Consider the following 15,835-nt stretch of genomic DNA (forward strand, 5'->3'; position numbering starts at 1 on the left):
GGCCCGGCTCACATCGGGACGCGCCCGCGCGGCCCCAGAAGGAAGGCGTCGTCGCCTTCGAAAACCGCGGGCACGAGGTCTCGGCCCCATCCCGCGCCACCGTCCAGATTGACGCGGTTGCCGTAATGGCGCGGATACTCGATCGCGGTATGCCCGTGCACCACGAGCCAGGGGAACGCGCGGGCGGGGTCCAGGAACGGGTCGCGGATCCAGAGAAGATCGTCCTCCGTCGGCTCCTCGAGTGGCACGCCGGGCCGGATACCGGCGTGGACGAAAAGCAACCCGCCGGCCATGTGCCAGAGCGGGCGGGCGCGCAGGAATTGCAGATGCGACGCCGGCACCACGTCGCGCGCCTCGGCCAGCACCTCCAGCGGGGGGCGGTCGTCGGCCTCCACCCCGTAGGAGGCAAGCGTCGCCGGCCCGCCAAGCTGGGGGGTCAGCCAGCCGCGCCCCGACAGGATGCGCGGATCGTGCTCGGCGCCGTGATCGAGGAACCGTTCGAACAGCCGGTCATGGTTGCCCTTCAGGACGATCCAGGGCCGCCCCTCGGCAAGGCCCCGGATCAGCAGGTCGATGACGCCGCGGCTGTCGGGGCCGCGGGCGACGAGGTCGCCCAGGAAGACCACCGGCGCGTCCGGCGCGCCGGGGTCGTCGTCGATGCGGGCCAGCGCCTCTTCCAGCGCGTCACGGTAGCCGTGGATGTCGCCGACGGCGTAGATCGTCATGAGCCATTCCCATTCAAGCCGGACCCGGCCAGCCCGCGCCGCGCGGGGGCGGTCACGCCACGTCGAACTCCAGCGGCTTCACCTGACCGAAAAGACCGGTCGCCCGCAACTCCTCGACCGCCGGGGCCGGGATCGGCGCGTCGACATAGAGAAGCGCGATGGCCTCGCCCTTCGCGGCTTTCCGCCCCAGGGTGAAGTTGGCGATGTTCACGCCGTTCTTGCCCATGGTCTGGCCGAGCGTGCCGATGATGCCGGGCACGTCCTCGTTGGTGGTATAGACCATGTGCCGCCCGATCTCGGCGTCGATGTTGATGCCCTTGATCTGGATGAAACGCGGCTTGCCGTCGGAAAACACGGTCCCGGCGATCGAGCGTTCGCGCTTGCCGGTCACCACGGTCACCTTGCCGTAGCCTTCGAATACGCCCGATTTCGCCTGGTTGGTCGTCGAGGTCTTGATGCCCCGCTCCTGCGCGATGAGGGGCGCGGAGACCATGTTCACGTCGGGATTGGCGCGCTTCATGATCCCGGCGATGACCGAGCAGTTGAGCGCCTCCAGGTTCATCTCGGAGACCGAGCCGTCATAGAGGATGTTGATGGCCTGGATCGGCTCGTCGGTCATCTGGCCGATGAAGCTGCCCAGATGATCGGCCAGCTTGAGCCAGGGGCCCATCACCTTGGCCTCCTCCGCGGTGACCGACGGCATGTTGAGCGCATTCGTCACCGCCCCCGTCAGCAGGTAGTCCGACATCTGCTCGGCCACCTGGAGCGCGACGTTCTCCTGCGCCTCGGTGGTGGCCGCGCCCAGATGCGGCGTGCAGACCACGCCCGGCAGGCCGAAAAGCGCGTTCTCGGTGGCGGGCTCGACCTCGAAGACGTCGATGCCCGCGCCCGCGACATGGCCGGATTTCACCAGCTCGGCCAGCGCCGCCTCGTCCACCAGCCCGCCGCGGGCGCAGTTGACGATCCGCACGCCCGTCTTCGTCTTTTCCAGGTTCTCACGGCTCAGGATGTTCTTCGTCTGGTCGGTCAGCGGCACGTGCAGCGTGATGAAGTCGGCCCGGCCGAGCAGCTCGTCGAGCTCGACCTTCTCGACGCCCATCCTGTCGGCCTTCTCCTGGCTGAGGAAGGGATCGTAGGCCACGACCTTCATCCGCAGGCCGCGGGCGCGATCGCACACGATGGAGCCGATGTTCCCCGCCCCGATCACGCCCAGCGTCTTGGCGGTAAGCTCCACGCCCATGAAGCGCGATTTCTCCCACTTGCCGGCATGGGTCGAGGCGCTGGCCTCGGGGATCTGGCGGGCGACGGCGAACATCAGCGCGATGGCGTGCTCGGCGGTGGTGATCGAGTTGCCGAAGGGCGTGTTCATCACGATCACGCCCTTCTTGGAGGCCGCCTCGCGGTCCACGTTGTCCACGCCGATGCCGGCGCGGCCGATGACCTTCAGGTTGTCCGCCGCCTCCAGGAGCTTCGCGGTCACCTTCGTCGCCGAGCGGATCGCGAGCCCGTCATAGCCGCCGATGATCTCCTGCAGCTTTTCCTTGTCCTTGCCCACCTCGGGCATGAAATCCACCTCGATCCCCCGGTCGCGGAAGATCTGCACGGCGGTGTCCGACAGCTTGTCGGAAACGAGAACCTTGGGAGCCATTTTTGTTTTCCTCGAAGAACGGCGCGTGCCGGGCACGCACCCTGCTGTTGGGTTGCTGGTCCCGGCGCCCTTCACGACGCGCCGGGCGGGATATCGGGGGTGGGGCGCGTGCCAGGCACGCACCTTCGGGATCACGCGGCCTGGGCCTGCTCGGCGATCTGGGTCTCGAACGCCCAGTCGAGCCAGGGCAGCATCGCCTCGATGTCGGCAAGCTCCACCGTGGCGCCGCACCAGATGCGCAGCCCCGGGGGCGCGTCGCGGTAGGCGCCCACGTCGAGCGCCACGCCCTCGGCCTCCAGCCGCTTGGCCACCGCCTTGGCGAAGGCGGCGCCATCGGCGATCCGCGCGTCGGTGAACTTCAGGCAGACGGAGGTGTTCGACCGTGTCGCCGGATCCTTGGCGAGGTTCTCGATCCAGTCGCGGGCCTCGCAGAACTCCCAGACGGCCTTCGCGTTGGCGTCGGCCCTGGCCTTCAGCCCCTCGAGCCCGCCGATCTCGCGCGCCCAGTCGAGCGCGAGAAGGTAGTCCTCCACGCAGAGCATCGAGGGCGTGTTGATCGTCGCGCCCTCGAACAGCCCCTCGTTGAGCTTGCCGCCCTTCGTCATGCGGAAGATCTTCGGCAGCGGCCAGGGCGGCGTGTAGCTTTCGAGCCGCTCGACCGCGCGGGGGGAGAGGATCAGCATCCCGTGCGCCGCCTCGCCGCCCATCACCTTCTGCCAGGAGAAGGTGACGACGTCGAGCTTCTCCCATGGCAGGTCCTGCGCGAAGGCGGCGGAGGTCGCGTCGCAGATCGTCAGGCCGGCGCGGTCGTCCGGGATCGCGGCGCCGTCGGGCACGCGCACGCCGCTTGTCGTCCCGTTCCAGGTGAAGACCACGTCGGCGTCGAAATCGACCTGCGAAAGGTCCACGATCTCGCCGTAGTCGGCCTCGCGCACGGTGGCGTCGAGTTTCAGCTGCTTGACGGCGTCCGTGACCCAGCCCGCGCCGAAGCTTTCCCAGGCGAGCATCTCGCATGTCCGCGCGCCGAGAAGCGACCACATCGCCATCTCGACCGCCCCGGTGTCGGAGGCGGGCACGATCCCGATGCGGTAGTCGTCGGGCACGCCGAGGATTTCGCGCGTGCCCTCGATCGCGGCCTTGAGCTTCTCCTTGCCCACGGCGGCGCGATGGGAGCGCCGGAGCGGCGCGTCGGCCAGCCTGTCGAGGGTAAAGACGGGGGGTTTGGCGCAGGGGCCGGAGGAAAAACGCGGATTGCCCGGCCGCGTCTCCGGTTTGGTCGAAGCCGTCATGTCGATATCCTTCCAGATATTCGCCCCTCGTTGGGGAGGGGTGTCCCGCGAACGGGGTTAGGACCGTTTCGCGCCTTTCACAAGATGGAAAATGTCGCTAGATCGCGCGAAAGCGGCGCATCGGCTCGATGCGCGCCCACGATAGGAAACGCCCCGCCCCCATGCAGACCGTCACGCTTCTGACCGACCCCGCCCGCCCGACGCTGGAGACCGCGCTCGTTGAGAGCCTTCGAAACGCCTGGGGCGGAGGGGTCGCGCGCTGGCTTTCGCCCGGCGAGGCGGCGGAGTTCGAGGTGCCCGCGCCGCCCGGCCACCTCCGGGAGGTCTGGGAGGAGCTTCAGCGCCTCGTCGTGGACCTCGCGGTGCAGCAAGCGGGCGATCGGCGCAAGAAGCTGCTGGTGGCGGACATGGACAGCACCATGATCCGGCAGGAATGCATCGACGAGCTGGCCGAGGTCGCGGGCGTGGGCGCGCATGTCCGCGAGATCACCGCGCGGGCGATGAACGGCGAGCTGGATTTCGAGGGCGCGCTCAACGAGCGCGTGGCCCTGCTCGAGGGGCTCGACGAAGCGGTGATCCAGGAGGTGCTCGCCTCGCGCATCACCCCCATGCCGGGAGGCGCTGCGCTGGTGGCGACGATGCGCGCGGCCGGCGCGCACACGCTTCTCGTCTCGGGGGGCTTCACGGCCTTCGCCGGGCCGGTGGCCGAGGCGATCGGCTTTAACGAGGCGCGCGCGAACCTGCTGGAAAGCGTGGACGGCAGGCTCACGGGCACGGTCGCGCGGCCCATCCTGGGACGTGACGCCAAGGTGCGCGCCCTGGAGGAGACCGCGGCGCGCCTCGGGATCACGGACTCCGAAGTGCTGGCCGTGGGCGATGGCGCGAACGATCTCGGAATGTTGGAGCGGGCGGGCCTCGGGGTCGCGCTTCATGCCAAACCCGCCGTGCAGGCGCTTTGCGAGGTCCGGGTGAACCACGGCGACCTGACGGCGCTGCTTTATCTGCAGGGATACGCGCGGTCGGAGTTCACCGCGGCCGGCCGCTAGCGGATGGTGGACGCGGCCGCGGGGCGCGCGCGGTCACGGGGCGGCGCTGCGCGACGTGGCGGGGGCCCGCAGCGCGTCGGCGGGCCGGATCGATCCCGTCTCGATGCCGCGCCGGTTCCGGATCGGCGCGTCCATCCGCCGCCGCACCGCCGGGTCGCCGGCCTCGAGCACGCCGAGCCGCACGAGCAGTGCGGCCATCGCGCATTCCGAGGCGCGCGTCGCGCCGTCGGCGATCTTGAGCGCGATGCCGAGGCCCATCTCGGGCAGGATCGCGGTAAAGACGCCCTCGGCCCCGGTCTTGATCGCGGCGCGACCGCCGGCGGCGCGCATGAGCTCGGTGCAGGCGCGGCCCTCTCCGGCCACGAGATCCGGATGCGCCGTCATCGCCGCCACGAGCTCCGCCGCGGCGCGGCTGGAGGTGTCGGCCCGCTGCCCCGCCGTGGCGAACCACGCCATCGCCCGCGCGAGCGCCGAAAGCCGGGTCGCGAAGTTCGGGGCCGAACAGCCATCGATGCCGTAGCCGGGGCTCGGCTCGCCGGTCACATCCTCGAAGGCGGACCGGCAGGCGCGCTGCACGGGATGATCGGGGGCGACGTAGTCCGGTCCTGCCCCCAGGTGGCGGGCCAGCGTCAGCATCCCCGCATGCTTGCCCGAGCAGTTGTTGTGGATCTGCGAGGGCTGCTCATGGGCGCGGATCAGGGCGAATTTCGCCTCCCTGTCATCGGGCATCTGCGGCCCGCAGCGCAGCTCCGCCTCGCCCATGCCGAGGCTGTCGAGCCACGCCGCGACCCGCCCGGTGTGGATCGCCGCGCCGTTGTGGGAGGCGCAGGCCAGCGCGAGCTGCTCGCTCCCGAGTCCCGCCTCGCGCGCCGCGCCCGAGGCGACGAGCGGAAGCGCCTGGATCATCTTCACCGACGAGCGCGGCAGGATCACGGCATCGGGATCACCCCAGGCCTCCAGCACCCCGGAAAGGTCCGCGATGACCGCGTGGCCGGCGTGCCGGCTTTCCAGGAACGGGCCGCGGTGGACCTCTGTCATCAGCGTCGCGTCCGGCATCCGGTTTTCCCCTCACGAAACGGCGATTTTCCGCCAACCGCTCTTTCGCGCGCCGGGGCTTTGACGCTAGATTGCGCCATGCCACATAGGCATGTGACCGCCCGCGCGCCCGCAACAGAGCCGGCCAACGGCTAGCGCGGCAGGCGGTATCGAGGCAAGGACGGCATGGAGGCTGGAGGCATGATGTCACGGATCGCGCTGGGCGTCGTCGGCGCGCTGGCCCTTTTGGCGCCCGCCGGCGCGATGGCCCAGGACGAGCAGAGCACCAACCGGGTCGCGGCGGAGACGGACTGGAGCGTCTTCGTCGAGGATGATCCCACCGAATGCTGGGCGGTGTCCCAGCCGAAGGAGACGGTGAACACCCGCGACGGCCGCGTCGTCGCCGTGCGCCGCGGCGACATCCTGCTCTTCACCTTCTTCCGCCCCGGCGCGGGGATCGAGGGGCAGGTGACCTTCACCGGCGGCTACCCCTTCGCCGAAGGGTCCACGGTGAACGTGAACATCGGCGGCACCGAATTCGAGCTTTACACCGACGGGGAGTGGGGCTGGCCCGCCACCGCGGAGGATGACCGCCGGATCATCGAGGCGATGAAGGCGGGTGTGGATGCCGTGCTCACCGCGCGCTCGAGCCGGGGCACCACCACGAAGGACACCTTCTCCCTCCTGGGCTATACCGCCGCGCTGGAAGAGGCCCAGCGGCGCTGCTCGGGCGACTGACCGGGCGCGCGCCCTGCGCCGGACGCGTCCACCGCCCCGCGACCCCTTTGGCGCGGGCGCGCGAATCCTATATGGGTGGGACGTCTTTCAGTCAGGATAGCCAGATGTCAGCCAGCGCGCCGATCACGCAGGATCTCGTCACCATCCCCCGGAAACTGCCGGAGGGACGGATCAATCTCGTGGGCCTCACCCGCGAGGCGCTGCGCGAGACGCTCGTCGCGCACGGCACGCCCGAGAAACAGGCGAAGATGCGCGTGGCGCAGCTCTGGCAGTGGATCTACCATCGCGGCGCGCGCGACTTCGCGGAGATGACGAATCTCTCCAAGGCCTACCGCGCCGAGCTCGCCGGTCATTTCACCATCGAGATCCCCGAGGTGGTCTCGAAACAGGTCAGCGCCGACGGCACGCGCAAGTATCTCGTGCGGATCGCCGGCGGCCACGAGGTGGAGACGGTCTATATCCCCGAGGAAGGGCGCGGCACGCTCTGCATATCGAGCCAGGTGGGCTGCACGCTCACCTGTTCCTTTTGCCACACCGGCACGCAGAAGCTGGTGCGCAACCTGACCGCCGGCGAGATCGTGGGTCAGGTCATGGCCGCGCGCGACGACCTGGACGAGTGGCCCAGGCCCGGCGAAGGCATGGGCGAGCGGCCGCGCCTCATCTCCAACATCGTGCTCATGGGCATGGGCGAGCCGCTCTACAATTTCGAGAACGTGCGCGACGCCATGCAGATCGCCATGGACGGCGAGGGGATCTCGCTCTCGCGCCGTCGCATCACGCTGTCCACTTCGGGCGTCGTGCCCGAGATCATCCGCTGCGCCGAGGAGATCGGCTGCCTGCTGGCGGTGAGCTTCCACGCCACCACCGACGAGGTGCGCGACCGCCTGGTACCGATCAACAGGAAGTGGAACATCGCCACGCTGCTCGACGCGCTGCGCGCCTATCCGCGGCTGTCGAACTCCGAGCGTATCACCTTCGAATACGTGATGCTGAAGGACGTGAACGACGGCGACGCGGACGCGCGGCGGCTTGTCAGACTGATCGCGGGCATCCCCGCCAAGATCAACCTGATCCCGTTCAACGAATGGCCGGGCGCGCCCTACGAGCGTTCCGACTGGGAGCGGATCGAGGCCTTCGCCGACATCCTGTACAAGGCGGGCTACGCCGCGCCGATCCGCACGCCGCGGGGCGAGGACATCATGGCCGCCTGCGGCCAGCTCAAGTCCGCGACCGAGCGCGCGAAGAAGCGCCGCGCCGAGATCGAGGCAGAGGCCGGCCTCTGAAAGGCGCCGCAGCTCTCGCATCACGGCATGAGGCGGGGTATGTCGGCTCCATGACTCGCTTCGCCCCCCTTCCCAGCCCCGAGAACAGCGATGGGCACGCCCGGCGCACCGGCGTCGAGGTGGAATTCGGCGGGCTGAGCGAGATCGCGGCGGCGGATGTGATCGCGAAGCATCTCGGCGGGCGCGTGGTGTCCGTGGGCGGTCACGACCGGCGGGTTGAGGACAGCCGCATCGGCGGCATCGATGTCTACCTCGACACGGCGCTCCGGGAAAAGCTCGCCAACTGGCCGCGGCTTCTCGATGCCGGGCGCGAGCTTGCCCGCGAGGCCGTTCCGGTGGAGATCGTGACGGAGCCGCTCGACCGCGACGGGCGTCTCGCGCTCGACGACGCACGCAAGGCGCTGCGGGAGGCCGGCGCGACGGGCAGCCGCGCCGGCGTGGTCTTCGGCTTCGGCGTGCATCTCAACGTGGAAATCGTCTCGGACGCGGCGCAGGACGTGGTGCGCCCGCTCATGGCCTACGCGCTCGTGGAGGATTGGCTTCGCCTCGCCGCCCCGATCAACGAGGCGCGCCGCGTGCTGCCCTTCACCGACCCCTATCCCACGAGCTTCGTCCGGCGTCTCGTCGCGCTGGGCCCCGAGGCCGGGCTGGCGCCGGTGATCGACATCTACCTCGAGGAGACGCCGACGCGAAACCGCGGTCTCGACATGCTGCCGGTCTTCGCCCATCTCGACCCCGATCGCGTCGCGGCGGCGATCACCGGCGCCACCTCGGCGCGCCCGGCCTTCCATTTCCGGCTGCCCGACTGCCGGATCGACGAGTCCGACTGGTCGCTCGACCTGCCATGGCGGCAATGGCGCACGGTCGAACGGGTCGCCGCGGACGGCGATCTTCTCGGGACGCTCGCGACACGGTGGGAGGCTGCGCATGGCGCCGTGACCCTGTTCCGCGGTGCCTGGGGCGAGGAGGCGGGCGCGATCCTCGCCGCCAGGGGGATAGAGACACCGTGAGCCCACCGCGCATCGCCGTGACCGTCTCGCGCCGCTCGGGATGGCGGATCTTCCCGTGGATGGCGCTGAACATCTGGTGGGCGGGCGGAAGGGCCGTGCGCTGGGAGGCGGGGCGCCCGGCCGACCTAGACTCGGTGGACGGGCTGGTGATCGGCGGCGGCGACGACATCTCGCCCGATCTCTACGGCGGCCGGATCGTCACCTCGGCCCGCCTCGACCCCGACCGCGACGCGCTGGAACGCGAGCTCGTCAAGGCGGCGCTCGTCCGCGACAAGCCCGTGCTGGGGATCTGCCGCGGCAGCCAGATGCTCAACGTCGCGCTGGGCGGCTCGCTCCACCAGGACGCCTACGCGGTCTACACCCGCAGCGACCGCCGCTGGACGGTGCTGCCGCGCAAGCAGGTGCACGTTCACCCCGGCACGCGGCTTGCCGCGCTCGCCGGCCACGAACCCATGCGCGTGAATGCGCTTCACACCCAGGCGGTGGACCGGCTGGGGGACGGGCTGCGGGTCGCCGCGCACGACCTCGGCGGCATGGTGCAGGCGATCGAACGGGTGGAGGAGCCCTTCGCCCTCGGCGTGCAGTGGCATCCCGAGCACCTGATCTACGCGCGCCGCCAGCGCCGGCTTTTCCGCGCGCTCGTCGAGGCCGCGGGGGCGCGGCAGCAGGCGGCGCGCCAGATGCCGGCGGTGGACCGGATCGACTGACCGGGCCGTCTACCCGGCCGCCGCGGCGCGCGCCTCCCGCACGCGCCGGGTCACCCGCGCGCAGAAATCCGGATCGGCGGCCTCCAGCGCGTCGAGCAGGGCGCGCAGTTCCGCGCGCACCCCGTGCAGCTGATCGACGAGCGACATCACCAGGCCCAGCGCATCCTCGTCGAGCGCGTGGCTCTCCGCGAGCTCGCAAAGAAGCTCCAGCCGCGCGATGTCCATCTGCCGGAACTTCGGCCCGTCTTCGGAGTGGAGTGGGCGGACGAGATCGGCCTCGATGAAGGCGACGAGCTGCGTCTCGGTCAGCCGCGCGACAGCGGACACGGTCTCCGTGCGTGTGTAGAGGCATTTCATGTCGGCATCCCCTCGCGTGGATCGTGGGCGTGCTCCTCGCGCCAGCGCTGCATGAAGGCTTCGAGCTCTGCATCGATCTCGGGCGGCGCCACGATCGACAGCTCGACCAGCTGATCGCCGCGATCCTTTCCGCCCCGCCGCTTCGCGCCCCGGCCGCGCAGCCGCAACACCCGTCCGCTGCTGGCGCCCTTGGGGATGGACAGGTTCACCGGCCCGTCGATGGTGGGCGTGCGCACCTTGCCGCCCAGCACCGCCTCGTCGATGGCGATCGGCAGGGTGACATGTATGTCGTCCCCCTCGCGGCGGAAGATCGGGTGGGGCTCGACCTCCAGCGTCACGTAGGCGTCGCCCGGCGGCCCCTCGCCAAGGCCCGCGCCGCCCTTGCCGCGCAGCCGCAGCGTCTGCCCGTCCGCCGCGCCCTCCGGGATCGTCACCTCGAGCCGCCCGCCCTCGGGCAGCGTGATCTGCGTGCGCGTGCCGCGCGTGGCGTCGAGGAAGGGCACCTTCAGCGTGTAGTGGCGATCCGCCCCGCGGGCATGGACCTCGCGCGCGCCGCGGCCGAAGCCACTCGCGAAGGGCCCGCCGCCCTGCCCCCGCGCGCGCAGGAACTCCGCGAAGATGTCGGACATGTCGTCCTCTTCCCCGAAGGCGTAGGCCCCGGACCGGGCGCCGCCGCGATAGGGGTTGCCCGGCTGCTCGGCGAAATCGCGGTAGAACGGCTGCGCGCGCTCCTGCCCGGTCGCGTCGATCTCGCCACGATCGTAGCGCGCGCGCATCTCGGGATCCTTGAGAAGCTCGTAGGCCGCGTTGGCGGTCTTGAAGCGCGCCTCGGCGGCCGGGTCGTCGGGATTCAGGTCCGGATGGCACTCCCTCGCGATCTTCCGGTAGGCCTTCTTGATCTCGGCCTCGCTTGCGGTCTTCTCGACGCCCAGCGCCTCGTAGGGATCGAAACTCATGGGCCGGCTCCTCGCGCGTCCGCGTTCCGCCCCCGATGTGATACCGCTTCGCGGCCGGGATACAAGGGGCGCCCCGGGCGCTCAGCGGCCCGGGATGCTGTCGCGCTTGCCCATCGGGCCCCAGTTCTCGATGATCTCGACGGCCTCTTCGGCCGTTTCCGCGTAACGGAAGAGCGACAGGTCGTCGTCCGAGATCGTGCCCGCCTCGGCCAGCGCGTGCCAGTCGATGATGCTCTCCCAGAACTCCCGCCCGAAAAGCAGGAACGGAACCCGCGTCATGCGGCCGGTCTGGATCAGCGTGAGCGCCTCGAACATCTCGTCCATGGTGCCGAAACCGCCGGGGAAGATGCAGACCGCGTTGGCGCGCATCAGGAAGTGCATCTTGCGGATCGCGAAGTAGTGAAAGTTGAAGCAGAGATCCGGGGTCACGTAGGGGTTCGGGATCTGCTCGTGGGGCAGCACGATGCTGAGGCCGATGCTCTCGCCGCCGGCCTCGTGCGCGCCGCGGTTGCCCGCCTCCATCACCCCCGGCCCGCCGCCCGTGACGATCACGTTCTCTCCGGTGCCGAGGCTGCGCTCGGTCATCATGCGCGCGAACTCGCGCGCCACCTCGTAGAAGCGCGAGAGTTCGGCCAGCCGGGGCGTCTTCGCCCCTTCCGCCTTCGCAGGCTCCGGGATGCGCGCCCCGCCGAAGAGCACGATCGTGCTCTGCACGCCGTGGGCGTCCATCAGGAGCTGGGGTTTCAGAAGCTCGAGCTGCAGCCTGACCGGGCGCAGCTCGTCGCGCAGCATGAACTCCTCGTCCACGAAGGCGAGGCGGTAGGCCGGTGCGCGGGTCTGCACCGTGCCGGGCTTGTGCTCGGCGGTGGACCGGTCCGTTCCGGCGTCCGGGAACGGGCTGCGGCGATCGTCCTTCGTCGGGGCGCGTCTGTCCTGCGTCATGGCGCTCTGACTAGCGCAGCCGCCGCGGCTGCGCGAGGCCCGATTGTGCCGCCGTCCCGCTCGGCCTATACCCAACCCGAAGAGGAATTTCCGGAAGGAGAGGCACGGCATGTCCCACGCCCGGCTCGAAGCCGCAATCGACGCCGCCTGGGAGGCGCGCGACACCATCACGCCCGCCACCGGCGGCGAGGTCCTCGAGGCGGTGGAGGAGACGCTCCAGGCGCTCGACACGGGCGCGCTTCGCGTGGCCCAGCGCGGAGAGGACGGCGACTGGCACGTCAACCAGTGGGCCAAGAAGGCGGTGCTTCTGGGCTTTCGGCTGCATGACATGCAGGCGCAGGACGGGGGGCCGCAGGGCGCGCACTGGTGGGACAAGGTGGACAGCAAGTTCAAGGGCTGGGGCGAGACCGACTGGCGCGCGGCCGGTTTCCGCGCGGTGCCGAACTGCGTCGTGCGCCGGTCGGCCTATGTCGCGCCCGGCGTGGTGCTGATGCCGTCCTTCGTGAATGTCGGCGCCTATGTGGACAGCGGCACGATGGTCGATACCTGGGCCACCGTCGGGTCCTGCGCGCAGATCGGCAGGCACGTGCACCTGTCGGGCGGGGTGGGCATCGGCGGCGTGCTGGAACCGCTCCAGGCCGACCCCACCATCATCGAGGACAACTGCTTCATCGGCGCCCGCTCCGAGGTGGTGGAAGGCTGCATCGTGCGCGAGGGCTCGGTGCTCGGCATGGGGGTCTATATCGGCAAGTCCACCAAGATCGTGGACCGCGAGACCGGCGAGGTCTTCATGGGCGAGGTGCCGCCCTATTCCGTCGTCGTCTCGGGCTCGATGCCCACGAAGAACGACCTGAACCTCTACTGCGCGGTGATCGTCAAGCGCGTGGACGAGAAGACCCGCGCCAAGACCGCGATCAACGATCTTCTGCGCGCCTGAAGACGCGCGCCCGGCCCCCGGGCGCGCCGCGACTGCGAAACAGAATTGTCGGTTTGATCGGAAGTGGTGAGCCGTGCAGGATTCGAACCTGCGACCCACTGATTAAAAGGCCCCTCAGGGCGTCCTCCGCAACCCCTTGATCCGATGATAAATTCGCTTCAGGGGCACAATTCCTGTCGACTTTCCAGCGACATAAACCTCCGACGCGATGACACTTAACGACACCGCGCGTCACTGGCATCGGTGACAAGCAGTGACAAATCCGGTGACAAACGGGGGCGGGGCTCGACCATGACGAAACTCACGGATGGCAGGCGCGGGACCATCGCCCGGGCGGAACCTCCGGCGAAAGGCGTACGGTTCATCTACGGCGAGCATCGGGACGCGCCGCGCGGCTTCGCGCTGCGCATTGCGGTAGCCGGCGGGAAGGCGTTTGTCATGCGCTACCGGATCGACGGCCGCGAGTGGCGAACATGAGGCGTTATCGGGCGTTTGGCGCGGGGCACGTCTCAAATAGAGAAATCCATATACAAAAAAAATTATTAGTATCAGCTATTTATCCACTTAAATCTCCACCAGAAACAAGTCAGGAGTGTATCTGGCTTCGTTTCGGGATTTCGGCGCTTTTGCCGGGCGCAGGCGGCGACGATCCCTGCATCCGGGGACCGCCCGGCCCGTCGCGGGAGGCGCGCTTGCGTTCTGCCCGCGCCTCGCGGAGGCATCGCTTGAGGAGGCGGTGGCGCGGGCCGCCGGGCATCGTCTCCCCGATCCGCGCGGTTTCGAGCCACACGAGCAGCGACATCCTCCTGCGCCGGTCCCGCGCCGGCATCGGCCTCCCGGTCGGCATGTCGCGTATCTCCATGACCTCGTCCTCGTGGCGACCGGCAACCTATCACACTCTCAGGTTGAAATCGGGTTCGTTTCGGAAGTTGCGCCGTCCGAGGCATCACGCCCGCGATCGGGCCTCTGGATCGGGTGCAGGGCCGCAAAGGCCCGCCGCGCGACGCGCCGCGCGGTCTCGGCCGCGTTGCGGTAGCGCAGGGTACGCGAGAGCGCCCGGCCGTCCTCGACGGCCGCAGGCGCCAGGCCCCGCAGGAGACGCGGGTCGACGCCGTCGGCGCGGAACGCCTCGAGGAGGGCCAGGACGTCGGCGTCGCGCCGGGGCCGGGCCGCGTCCGGTCCCTCGGCCGTCGCGTCGTGACGCACAAGCATCGCAAGCTCGGCGTCCCGGGCCCGCGCGCAGGCAACCTCCGCCCGGGCCCAGGTAAGGAGGGCGGCATGCGCCTCCGCCGAAAACCTGGCCTCCGCCATCCCGAGCCGCGCGCGCAACCCGGCCGCCATCGCCTGCACCTCCGGCTCCGTGATCGGCGCCGTCAGGCCATGGCGCCGGGCGTTGCCGGAGGATCGGCGTCGCCCCGCCGCCGAGCGCGGCCCGGTGCTGGCCTGCGCGTTGCGGCGGTTGGCCGCCATCTGACGCGCCGTCGTCATGTAACGTCTTCCACGATCTCGGCGTCGGGGATGTCGCACCGGGCGTCGGCCGCCTTCATCTCCTCGTAGTCGCGCATCGCCTGTCTGTGCTGGCGCATCAGCATGTTGAGCTTGGCGTCGTGACACTTGACGGACGGCGCCGCGGCGTAGCTGTCTGCCAGGATGATGTCCCGGTCAAAGCCTGTCTTGTGGTCGAAATATTCCTCGGCAGCTTCCCGACGGTCAGGATCGCCCGAGACGGCGCCGAACGCCAGCCTGACGATGTTGTCCTCGGTTTCCAGTTTACTACCGGTGGGGACCTTGAGATCAATGCCCTCGTAGAGTTGGGCGACGTCCCTTGCGAACCAGGCCTCGACGCTCTTCTGCCGCAAACGGCGATGGCGCAGGATCTCCCAGCGCAGGTTGACGACGTCGTCGCAGGCCAGCTGCTGAAGAATGTTGCGAGGGTCGAGCTGCCTGCGGATGGCACCGGCCATCGCGTTGAACAACTCTTCACTCTCGCCCGGCAGCAACGCCGGGCGACCGATATACTCCTCCAGCGTATGGGTCGTGGTGTTCGTCCGGGTCCCCCGGCGCGATCCCTTGTCAGCCATCGTTCTGCTCCTTGTTCTGTCTGGGCCTGCTGCAAGCCGCTTCTGCCCAGACCGTCCACGCGATCGCACGCCCGTCCGGCACTCGCGGAGCGCCCTTCCCGGCGATGAAATGACACCCGTCGAGCGCGCGCTCTTGCGCTTCTTCGCGCCAACGCGCGGCAATGAGATGGGTGGCTACCAGCACCGCGCTGACGCCGGCGCGTTGTCCATTGGCTGCGACCATCCATGCGTGCCCCGGCTCGGTCGGGGCGGGATCGCGCATGGAGACGATCCAGTGTCGCCGTTCCCAGTGATGATGATGGGTCTCGATCCGCGAAAACAGCGTATGCCAGACCCATTCGAGCGTGCCGAGGCAGGTCATGTCGTGCGTCGGCTGGGCCTGGAGGTCGACGACTTGGGCCGGCCGCTGGCGCGGCAGCACGGCGGGGGTGAGCGGGAGGTGCGCTGCGCGGGTCATGCCGGCATCCTCCCGAGGTTCGGGCGCAGGACGCAGTCGCGAACCGACCGGTCACGCGTTTGGTGGTATGTCATAAGTGTTCCCTTTCGTTGTCTTTTCAGACCGCATCCCCCGTTGCAGGGAGCCACCTTGCCGGGTCTGGCAGGTTGGCAAGCGCCAAAGGCGCTACTCAAGATGTAATGTCCATATACCAGATGTTGGGATCGGTGGCAAGTCAGGGGCGAGGCAGCTTGAAATCCCGGTGCCGTTCCTGAATACGCATCGAACCATGTGCGTGGCGCCGGAGCCCGAATTTCGGAAACTTCTTCAAGGCATCCGCCCCCTCGACTTCGCCGCATAGCAGACGTTCATCGTCGGCGCAGCAACGACTGCTTGGAGTCCTTCTTGACCGCGACGAGGAATGATGTTCTCGCAATTGTAACATCCGTGACCAGCCCGCACCTGCCATTCCTCGCGTCACTAGGTGTTTGGTCCCAAGGTTTGATGGTGTGATCCTTTCACGGGAATGGAAGGAAGCACTATGGGACAAGTTCGTCACGGCTGCGCCACGACCACGCACGCCGTTAGAGCTGCATGACCTGCTCCCCTAGGAGTCCGCGTTTATTGGTTAGCTCTGTTCAGGAT

The 15,835-nt window shown here is 69.1% G+C and carries 17 protein-coding genes and 1 riboswitch; of the genes, 7 read left to right on the forward strand and 10 right to left on the reverse strand.

What is annotated here, in order from left to right; translation table 11 throughout:
* Positions 1–8 precede the first annotated feature (8 nt).
* The 3 genes from AB6A65_RS15375 to AB6A65_RS15385 form a co-directional block, all read right to left on the reverse strand.
* Positions 9–725: a metallophosphoesterase gene (locus AB6A65_RS15375; protein ID WP_371039279.1), complete on the reverse strand. Its 717-nt coding sequence runs from the start codon at positions 723–725 to the stop codon at positions 9–11.
* Between the two features lie 52 nt (positions 726–777).
* Positions 778–2,373 (reverse strand): phosphoglycerate dehydrogenase, encoded by a 1,596-nt coding sequence (gene serA / locus AB6A65_RS15380; protein ID WP_371039280.1) that lies wholly within the window; start codon positions 2,371–2,373, stop codon positions 778–780.
* 131 nt (positions 2,374–2,504) lie between these two features.
* Positions 2,505–3,662, reverse strand: a complete 1,158-nt coding sequence (locus AB6A65_RS15385; protein WP_371039281.1) for a phosphoserine transaminase — start codon at positions 3,660–3,662, stop codon at positions 2,505–2,507.
* A 161-nt stretch (positions 3,663–3,823) separates the two neighbouring features.
* On the opposite strand from AB6A65_RS15385, the gene serB reads away from it, so the two are divergent.
* The gene (serB, locus tag AB6A65_RS15390) at positions 3,824–4,708 is read left to right on the forward strand and encodes a phosphoserine phosphatase SerB (RefSeq protein WP_371039282.1); all 885 of its coding nucleotides are present in this window, start codon (positions 3,824–3,826) and stop codon (positions 4,706–4,708) included.
* Between the two features lie 33 nt (positions 4,709–4,741).
* Here serB and AB6A65_RS15395 read toward each other — a convergent pair whose 3' ends face one another.
* Positions 4,742–5,764, reverse strand: coding sequence for an asparaginase (locus AB6A65_RS15395; RefSeq protein WP_371039283.1), 1,023 nt, complete (start codon positions 5,762–5,764; stop codon positions 4,742–4,744).
* 180 nt (positions 5,765–5,944) lie between these two features.
* On the opposite strand from AB6A65_RS15395, the gene AB6A65_RS15400 reads away from it, so the two are divergent.
* From AB6A65_RS15400 to AB6A65_RS15415, 4 genes are all read left to right on the forward strand, one after another.
* Positions 5,945–6,481: an invasion associated locus B family protein gene (locus tag AB6A65_RS15400; protein WP_371039284.1), complete on the forward strand. Its 537-nt coding sequence runs from the start codon at positions 5,945–5,947 to the stop codon at positions 6,479–6,481.
* 104 nt (positions 6,482–6,585) lie between these two features.
* The gene (rlmN, locus tag AB6A65_RS15405; RefSeq protein WP_371039285.1) at positions 6,586–7,764 is read left to right on the forward strand and encodes a 23S rRNA (adenine(2503)-C(2))-methyltransferase RlmN; all 1,179 of its coding nucleotides are present in this window, start codon (positions 6,586–6,588) and stop codon (positions 7,762–7,764) included.
* A 50-nt stretch (positions 7,765–7,814) separates the two neighbouring features.
* On the forward strand, positions 7,815–8,774 hold the full coding sequence (locus AB6A65_RS15410) for an amidoligase family protein (RefSeq protein WP_371039286.1): 960 nt from the start codon (positions 7,815–7,817) through the stop codon (positions 8,772–8,774).
* Positions 8,771–9,481 (forward strand): gamma-glutamyl-gamma-aminobutyrate hydrolase family protein, encoded by a 711-nt coding sequence (locus tag AB6A65_RS15415; RefSeq protein WP_371039287.1) that lies wholly within the window; start codon positions 8,771–8,773, stop codon positions 9,479–9,481. Before AB6A65_RS15410 ends, AB6A65_RS15415 begins: the two co-directional genes overlap by 4 nt.
* Before the next feature lie 9 nt (positions 9,482–9,490).
* Here AB6A65_RS15415 and AB6A65_RS15420 read toward each other — a convergent pair whose 3' ends face one another.
* From AB6A65_RS15420 to AB6A65_RS15430, 3 genes are all read right to left on the reverse strand, one after another.
* A complete protein-coding gene (locus AB6A65_RS15420; protein ID WP_371039288.1) occupies positions 9,491–9,838 on the reverse strand; it encodes a hypothetical protein in 348 nt (115 codons plus the stop codon).
* Positions 9,835–10,794: a DnaJ C-terminal domain-containing protein gene (locus AB6A65_RS15425; RefSeq protein ID WP_371039289.1), complete on the reverse strand. Its 960-nt coding sequence runs from the start codon at positions 10,792–10,794 to the stop codon at positions 9,835–9,837. The genes AB6A65_RS15420 and AB6A65_RS15425 overlap by 4 nt, the downstream gene beginning before the upstream one ends.
* An 81-nt stretch (positions 10,795–10,875) precedes the next feature.
* Positions 10,876–11,736, reverse strand: a complete 861-nt coding sequence (locus AB6A65_RS15430) for a TIGR00730 family Rossman fold protein (protein WP_371039290.1) — start codon at positions 11,734–11,736, stop codon at positions 10,876–10,878.
* Between the two features lie 109 nt (positions 11,737–11,845).
* Between AB6A65_RS15430 and dapD the strand changes: the two genes are divergently transcribed.
* Positions 11,846–12,673 (forward strand): 2,3,4,5-tetrahydropyridine-2,6-dicarboxylate N-succinyltransferase, encoded by an 828-nt coding sequence (dapD, locus tag AB6A65_RS15435; protein WP_371039291.1) that lies wholly within the window; start codon positions 11,846–11,848, stop codon positions 12,671–12,673.
* Between the two features lie 291 nt (positions 12,674–12,964).
* Positions 12,965–13,150 (forward strand): hypothetical protein, encoded by a 186-nt coding sequence (locus tag AB6A65_RS15440; protein WP_371039292.1) that lies wholly within the window; start codon positions 12,965–12,967, stop codon positions 13,148–13,150.
* Positions 13,151–13,573: 423 nt separating this feature from the next.
* Here AB6A65_RS15440 and AB6A65_RS15445 read toward each other — a convergent pair whose 3' ends face one another.
* From AB6A65_RS15445 to AB6A65_RS15455, 3 genes are read right to left on the reverse strand one after another with little or no spacing between them, the layout of a single operon-like run.
* Positions 13,574–14,161, reverse strand: coding sequence for a hypothetical protein (locus AB6A65_RS15445; RefSeq protein WP_371039293.1), 588 nt, complete (start codon positions 14,159–14,161; stop codon positions 13,574–13,576).
* A complete protein-coding gene (locus AB6A65_RS15450; RefSeq protein WP_371039294.1) occupies positions 14,158–14,754 on the reverse strand; it encodes a hypothetical protein in 597 nt (198 codons plus the stop codon). The genes AB6A65_RS15445 and AB6A65_RS15450 overlap by 4 nt, the downstream gene beginning before the upstream one ends.
* Positions 14,747–15,211, reverse strand: coding sequence for a hypothetical protein (locus tag AB6A65_RS15455; protein ID WP_371039295.1), 465 nt, complete (start codon positions 15,209–15,211; stop codon positions 14,747–14,749). The genes AB6A65_RS15450 and AB6A65_RS15455 overlap by 8 nt, the downstream gene beginning before the upstream one ends.
* A gap of 75 nt (positions 15,212–15,286) precedes the next feature.
* Positions 15,287–15,394: riboswitch (SAM-I-IV-variant riboswitch) on the reverse strand.
* Positions 15,395–15,835: the final 441 nt, after the last annotated feature.

This window comes from Rhodosalinus sp. FB01 (assembly GCF_041365715.1).
Lineage (GTDB): Bacteria > Pseudomonadota > Alphaproteobacteria > Rhodobacterales > Rhodobacteraceae > Rhodosalinus.

Excerpts from the sequence above, each read along its gene's own strand:
- AB6A65_RS15375 (WP_371039279.1), bottom strand. The coding sequence starts at position 725 with ATGACGATCTACGCCGTCGGCGACATCCACGGCTACCGTGACGCGCTG.
- serA (WP_371039280.1), bottom strand. The coding sequence starts at position 2,373 with ATGGCTCCCAAGGTTCTCGTTTCCGACAAGCTGTCGGACACCGCCGTG.
- AB6A65_RS15385 (WP_371039281.1), bottom strand. The coding sequence starts at position 3,662 with ATGACGGCTTCGACCAAACCGGAGACGCGGCCGGGCAATCCGCGTTTT.
- serB (WP_371039282.1), top strand. The coding sequence starts at position 3,824 with ATGCAGACCGTCACGCTTCTGACCGACCCCGCCCGCCCGACGCTGGAG.
- AB6A65_RS15395 (WP_371039283.1), bottom strand. The coding sequence starts at position 5,764 with ATGCCGGACGCGACGCTGATGACAGAGGTCCACCGCGGCCCGTTCCTG.
- AB6A65_RS15400 (WP_371039284.1), top strand. The coding sequence starts at position 5,945 with ATGATGTCACGGATCGCGCTGGGCGTCGTCGGCGCGCTGGCCCTTTTG.
- rlmN (WP_371039285.1), top strand. The coding sequence starts at position 6,586 with ATGTCAGCCAGCGCGCCGATCACGCAGGATCTCGTCACCATCCCCCGG.
- AB6A65_RS15410 (WP_371039286.1), top strand. The coding sequence starts at position 7,815 with ATGACTCGCTTCGCCCCCCTTCCCAGCCCCGAGAACAGCGATGGGCAC.
- AB6A65_RS15420 (WP_371039288.1), bottom strand. The coding sequence starts at position 9,838 with ATGAAATGCCTCTACACACGCACGGAGACCGTGTCCGCTGTCGCGCGG.
- AB6A65_RS15425 (WP_371039289.1), bottom strand. The coding sequence starts at position 10,794 with ATGAGTTTCGATCCCTACGAGGCGCTGGGCGTCGAGAAGACCGCAAGC.
- AB6A65_RS15430 (WP_371039290.1), bottom strand. The coding sequence starts at position 11,736 with ATGACGCAGGACAGACGCGCCCCGACGAAGGACGATCGCCGCAGCCCG.
- dapD (WP_371039291.1), top strand. The coding sequence starts at position 11,846 with ATGTCCCACGCCCGGCTCGAAGCCGCAATCGACGCCGCCTGGGAGGCG.
- AB6A65_RS15440 (WP_371039292.1), top strand. The coding sequence starts at position 12,965 with ATGACGAAACTCACGGATGGCAGGCGCGGGACCATCGCCCGGGCGGAA.
- AB6A65_RS15445 (WP_371039293.1), bottom strand. The coding sequence starts at position 14,161 with ATGACGACGGCGCGTCAGATGGCGGCCAACCGCCGCAACGCGCAGGCC.
- AB6A65_RS15450 (WP_371039294.1), bottom strand. The coding sequence starts at position 14,754 with ATGGCTGACAAGGGATCGCGCCGGGGGACCCGGACGAACACCACGACC.
- AB6A65_RS15455 (WP_371039295.1), bottom strand. The coding sequence starts at position 15,211 with ATGACCCGCGCAGCGCACCTCCCGCTCACCCCCGCCGTGCTGCCGCGC.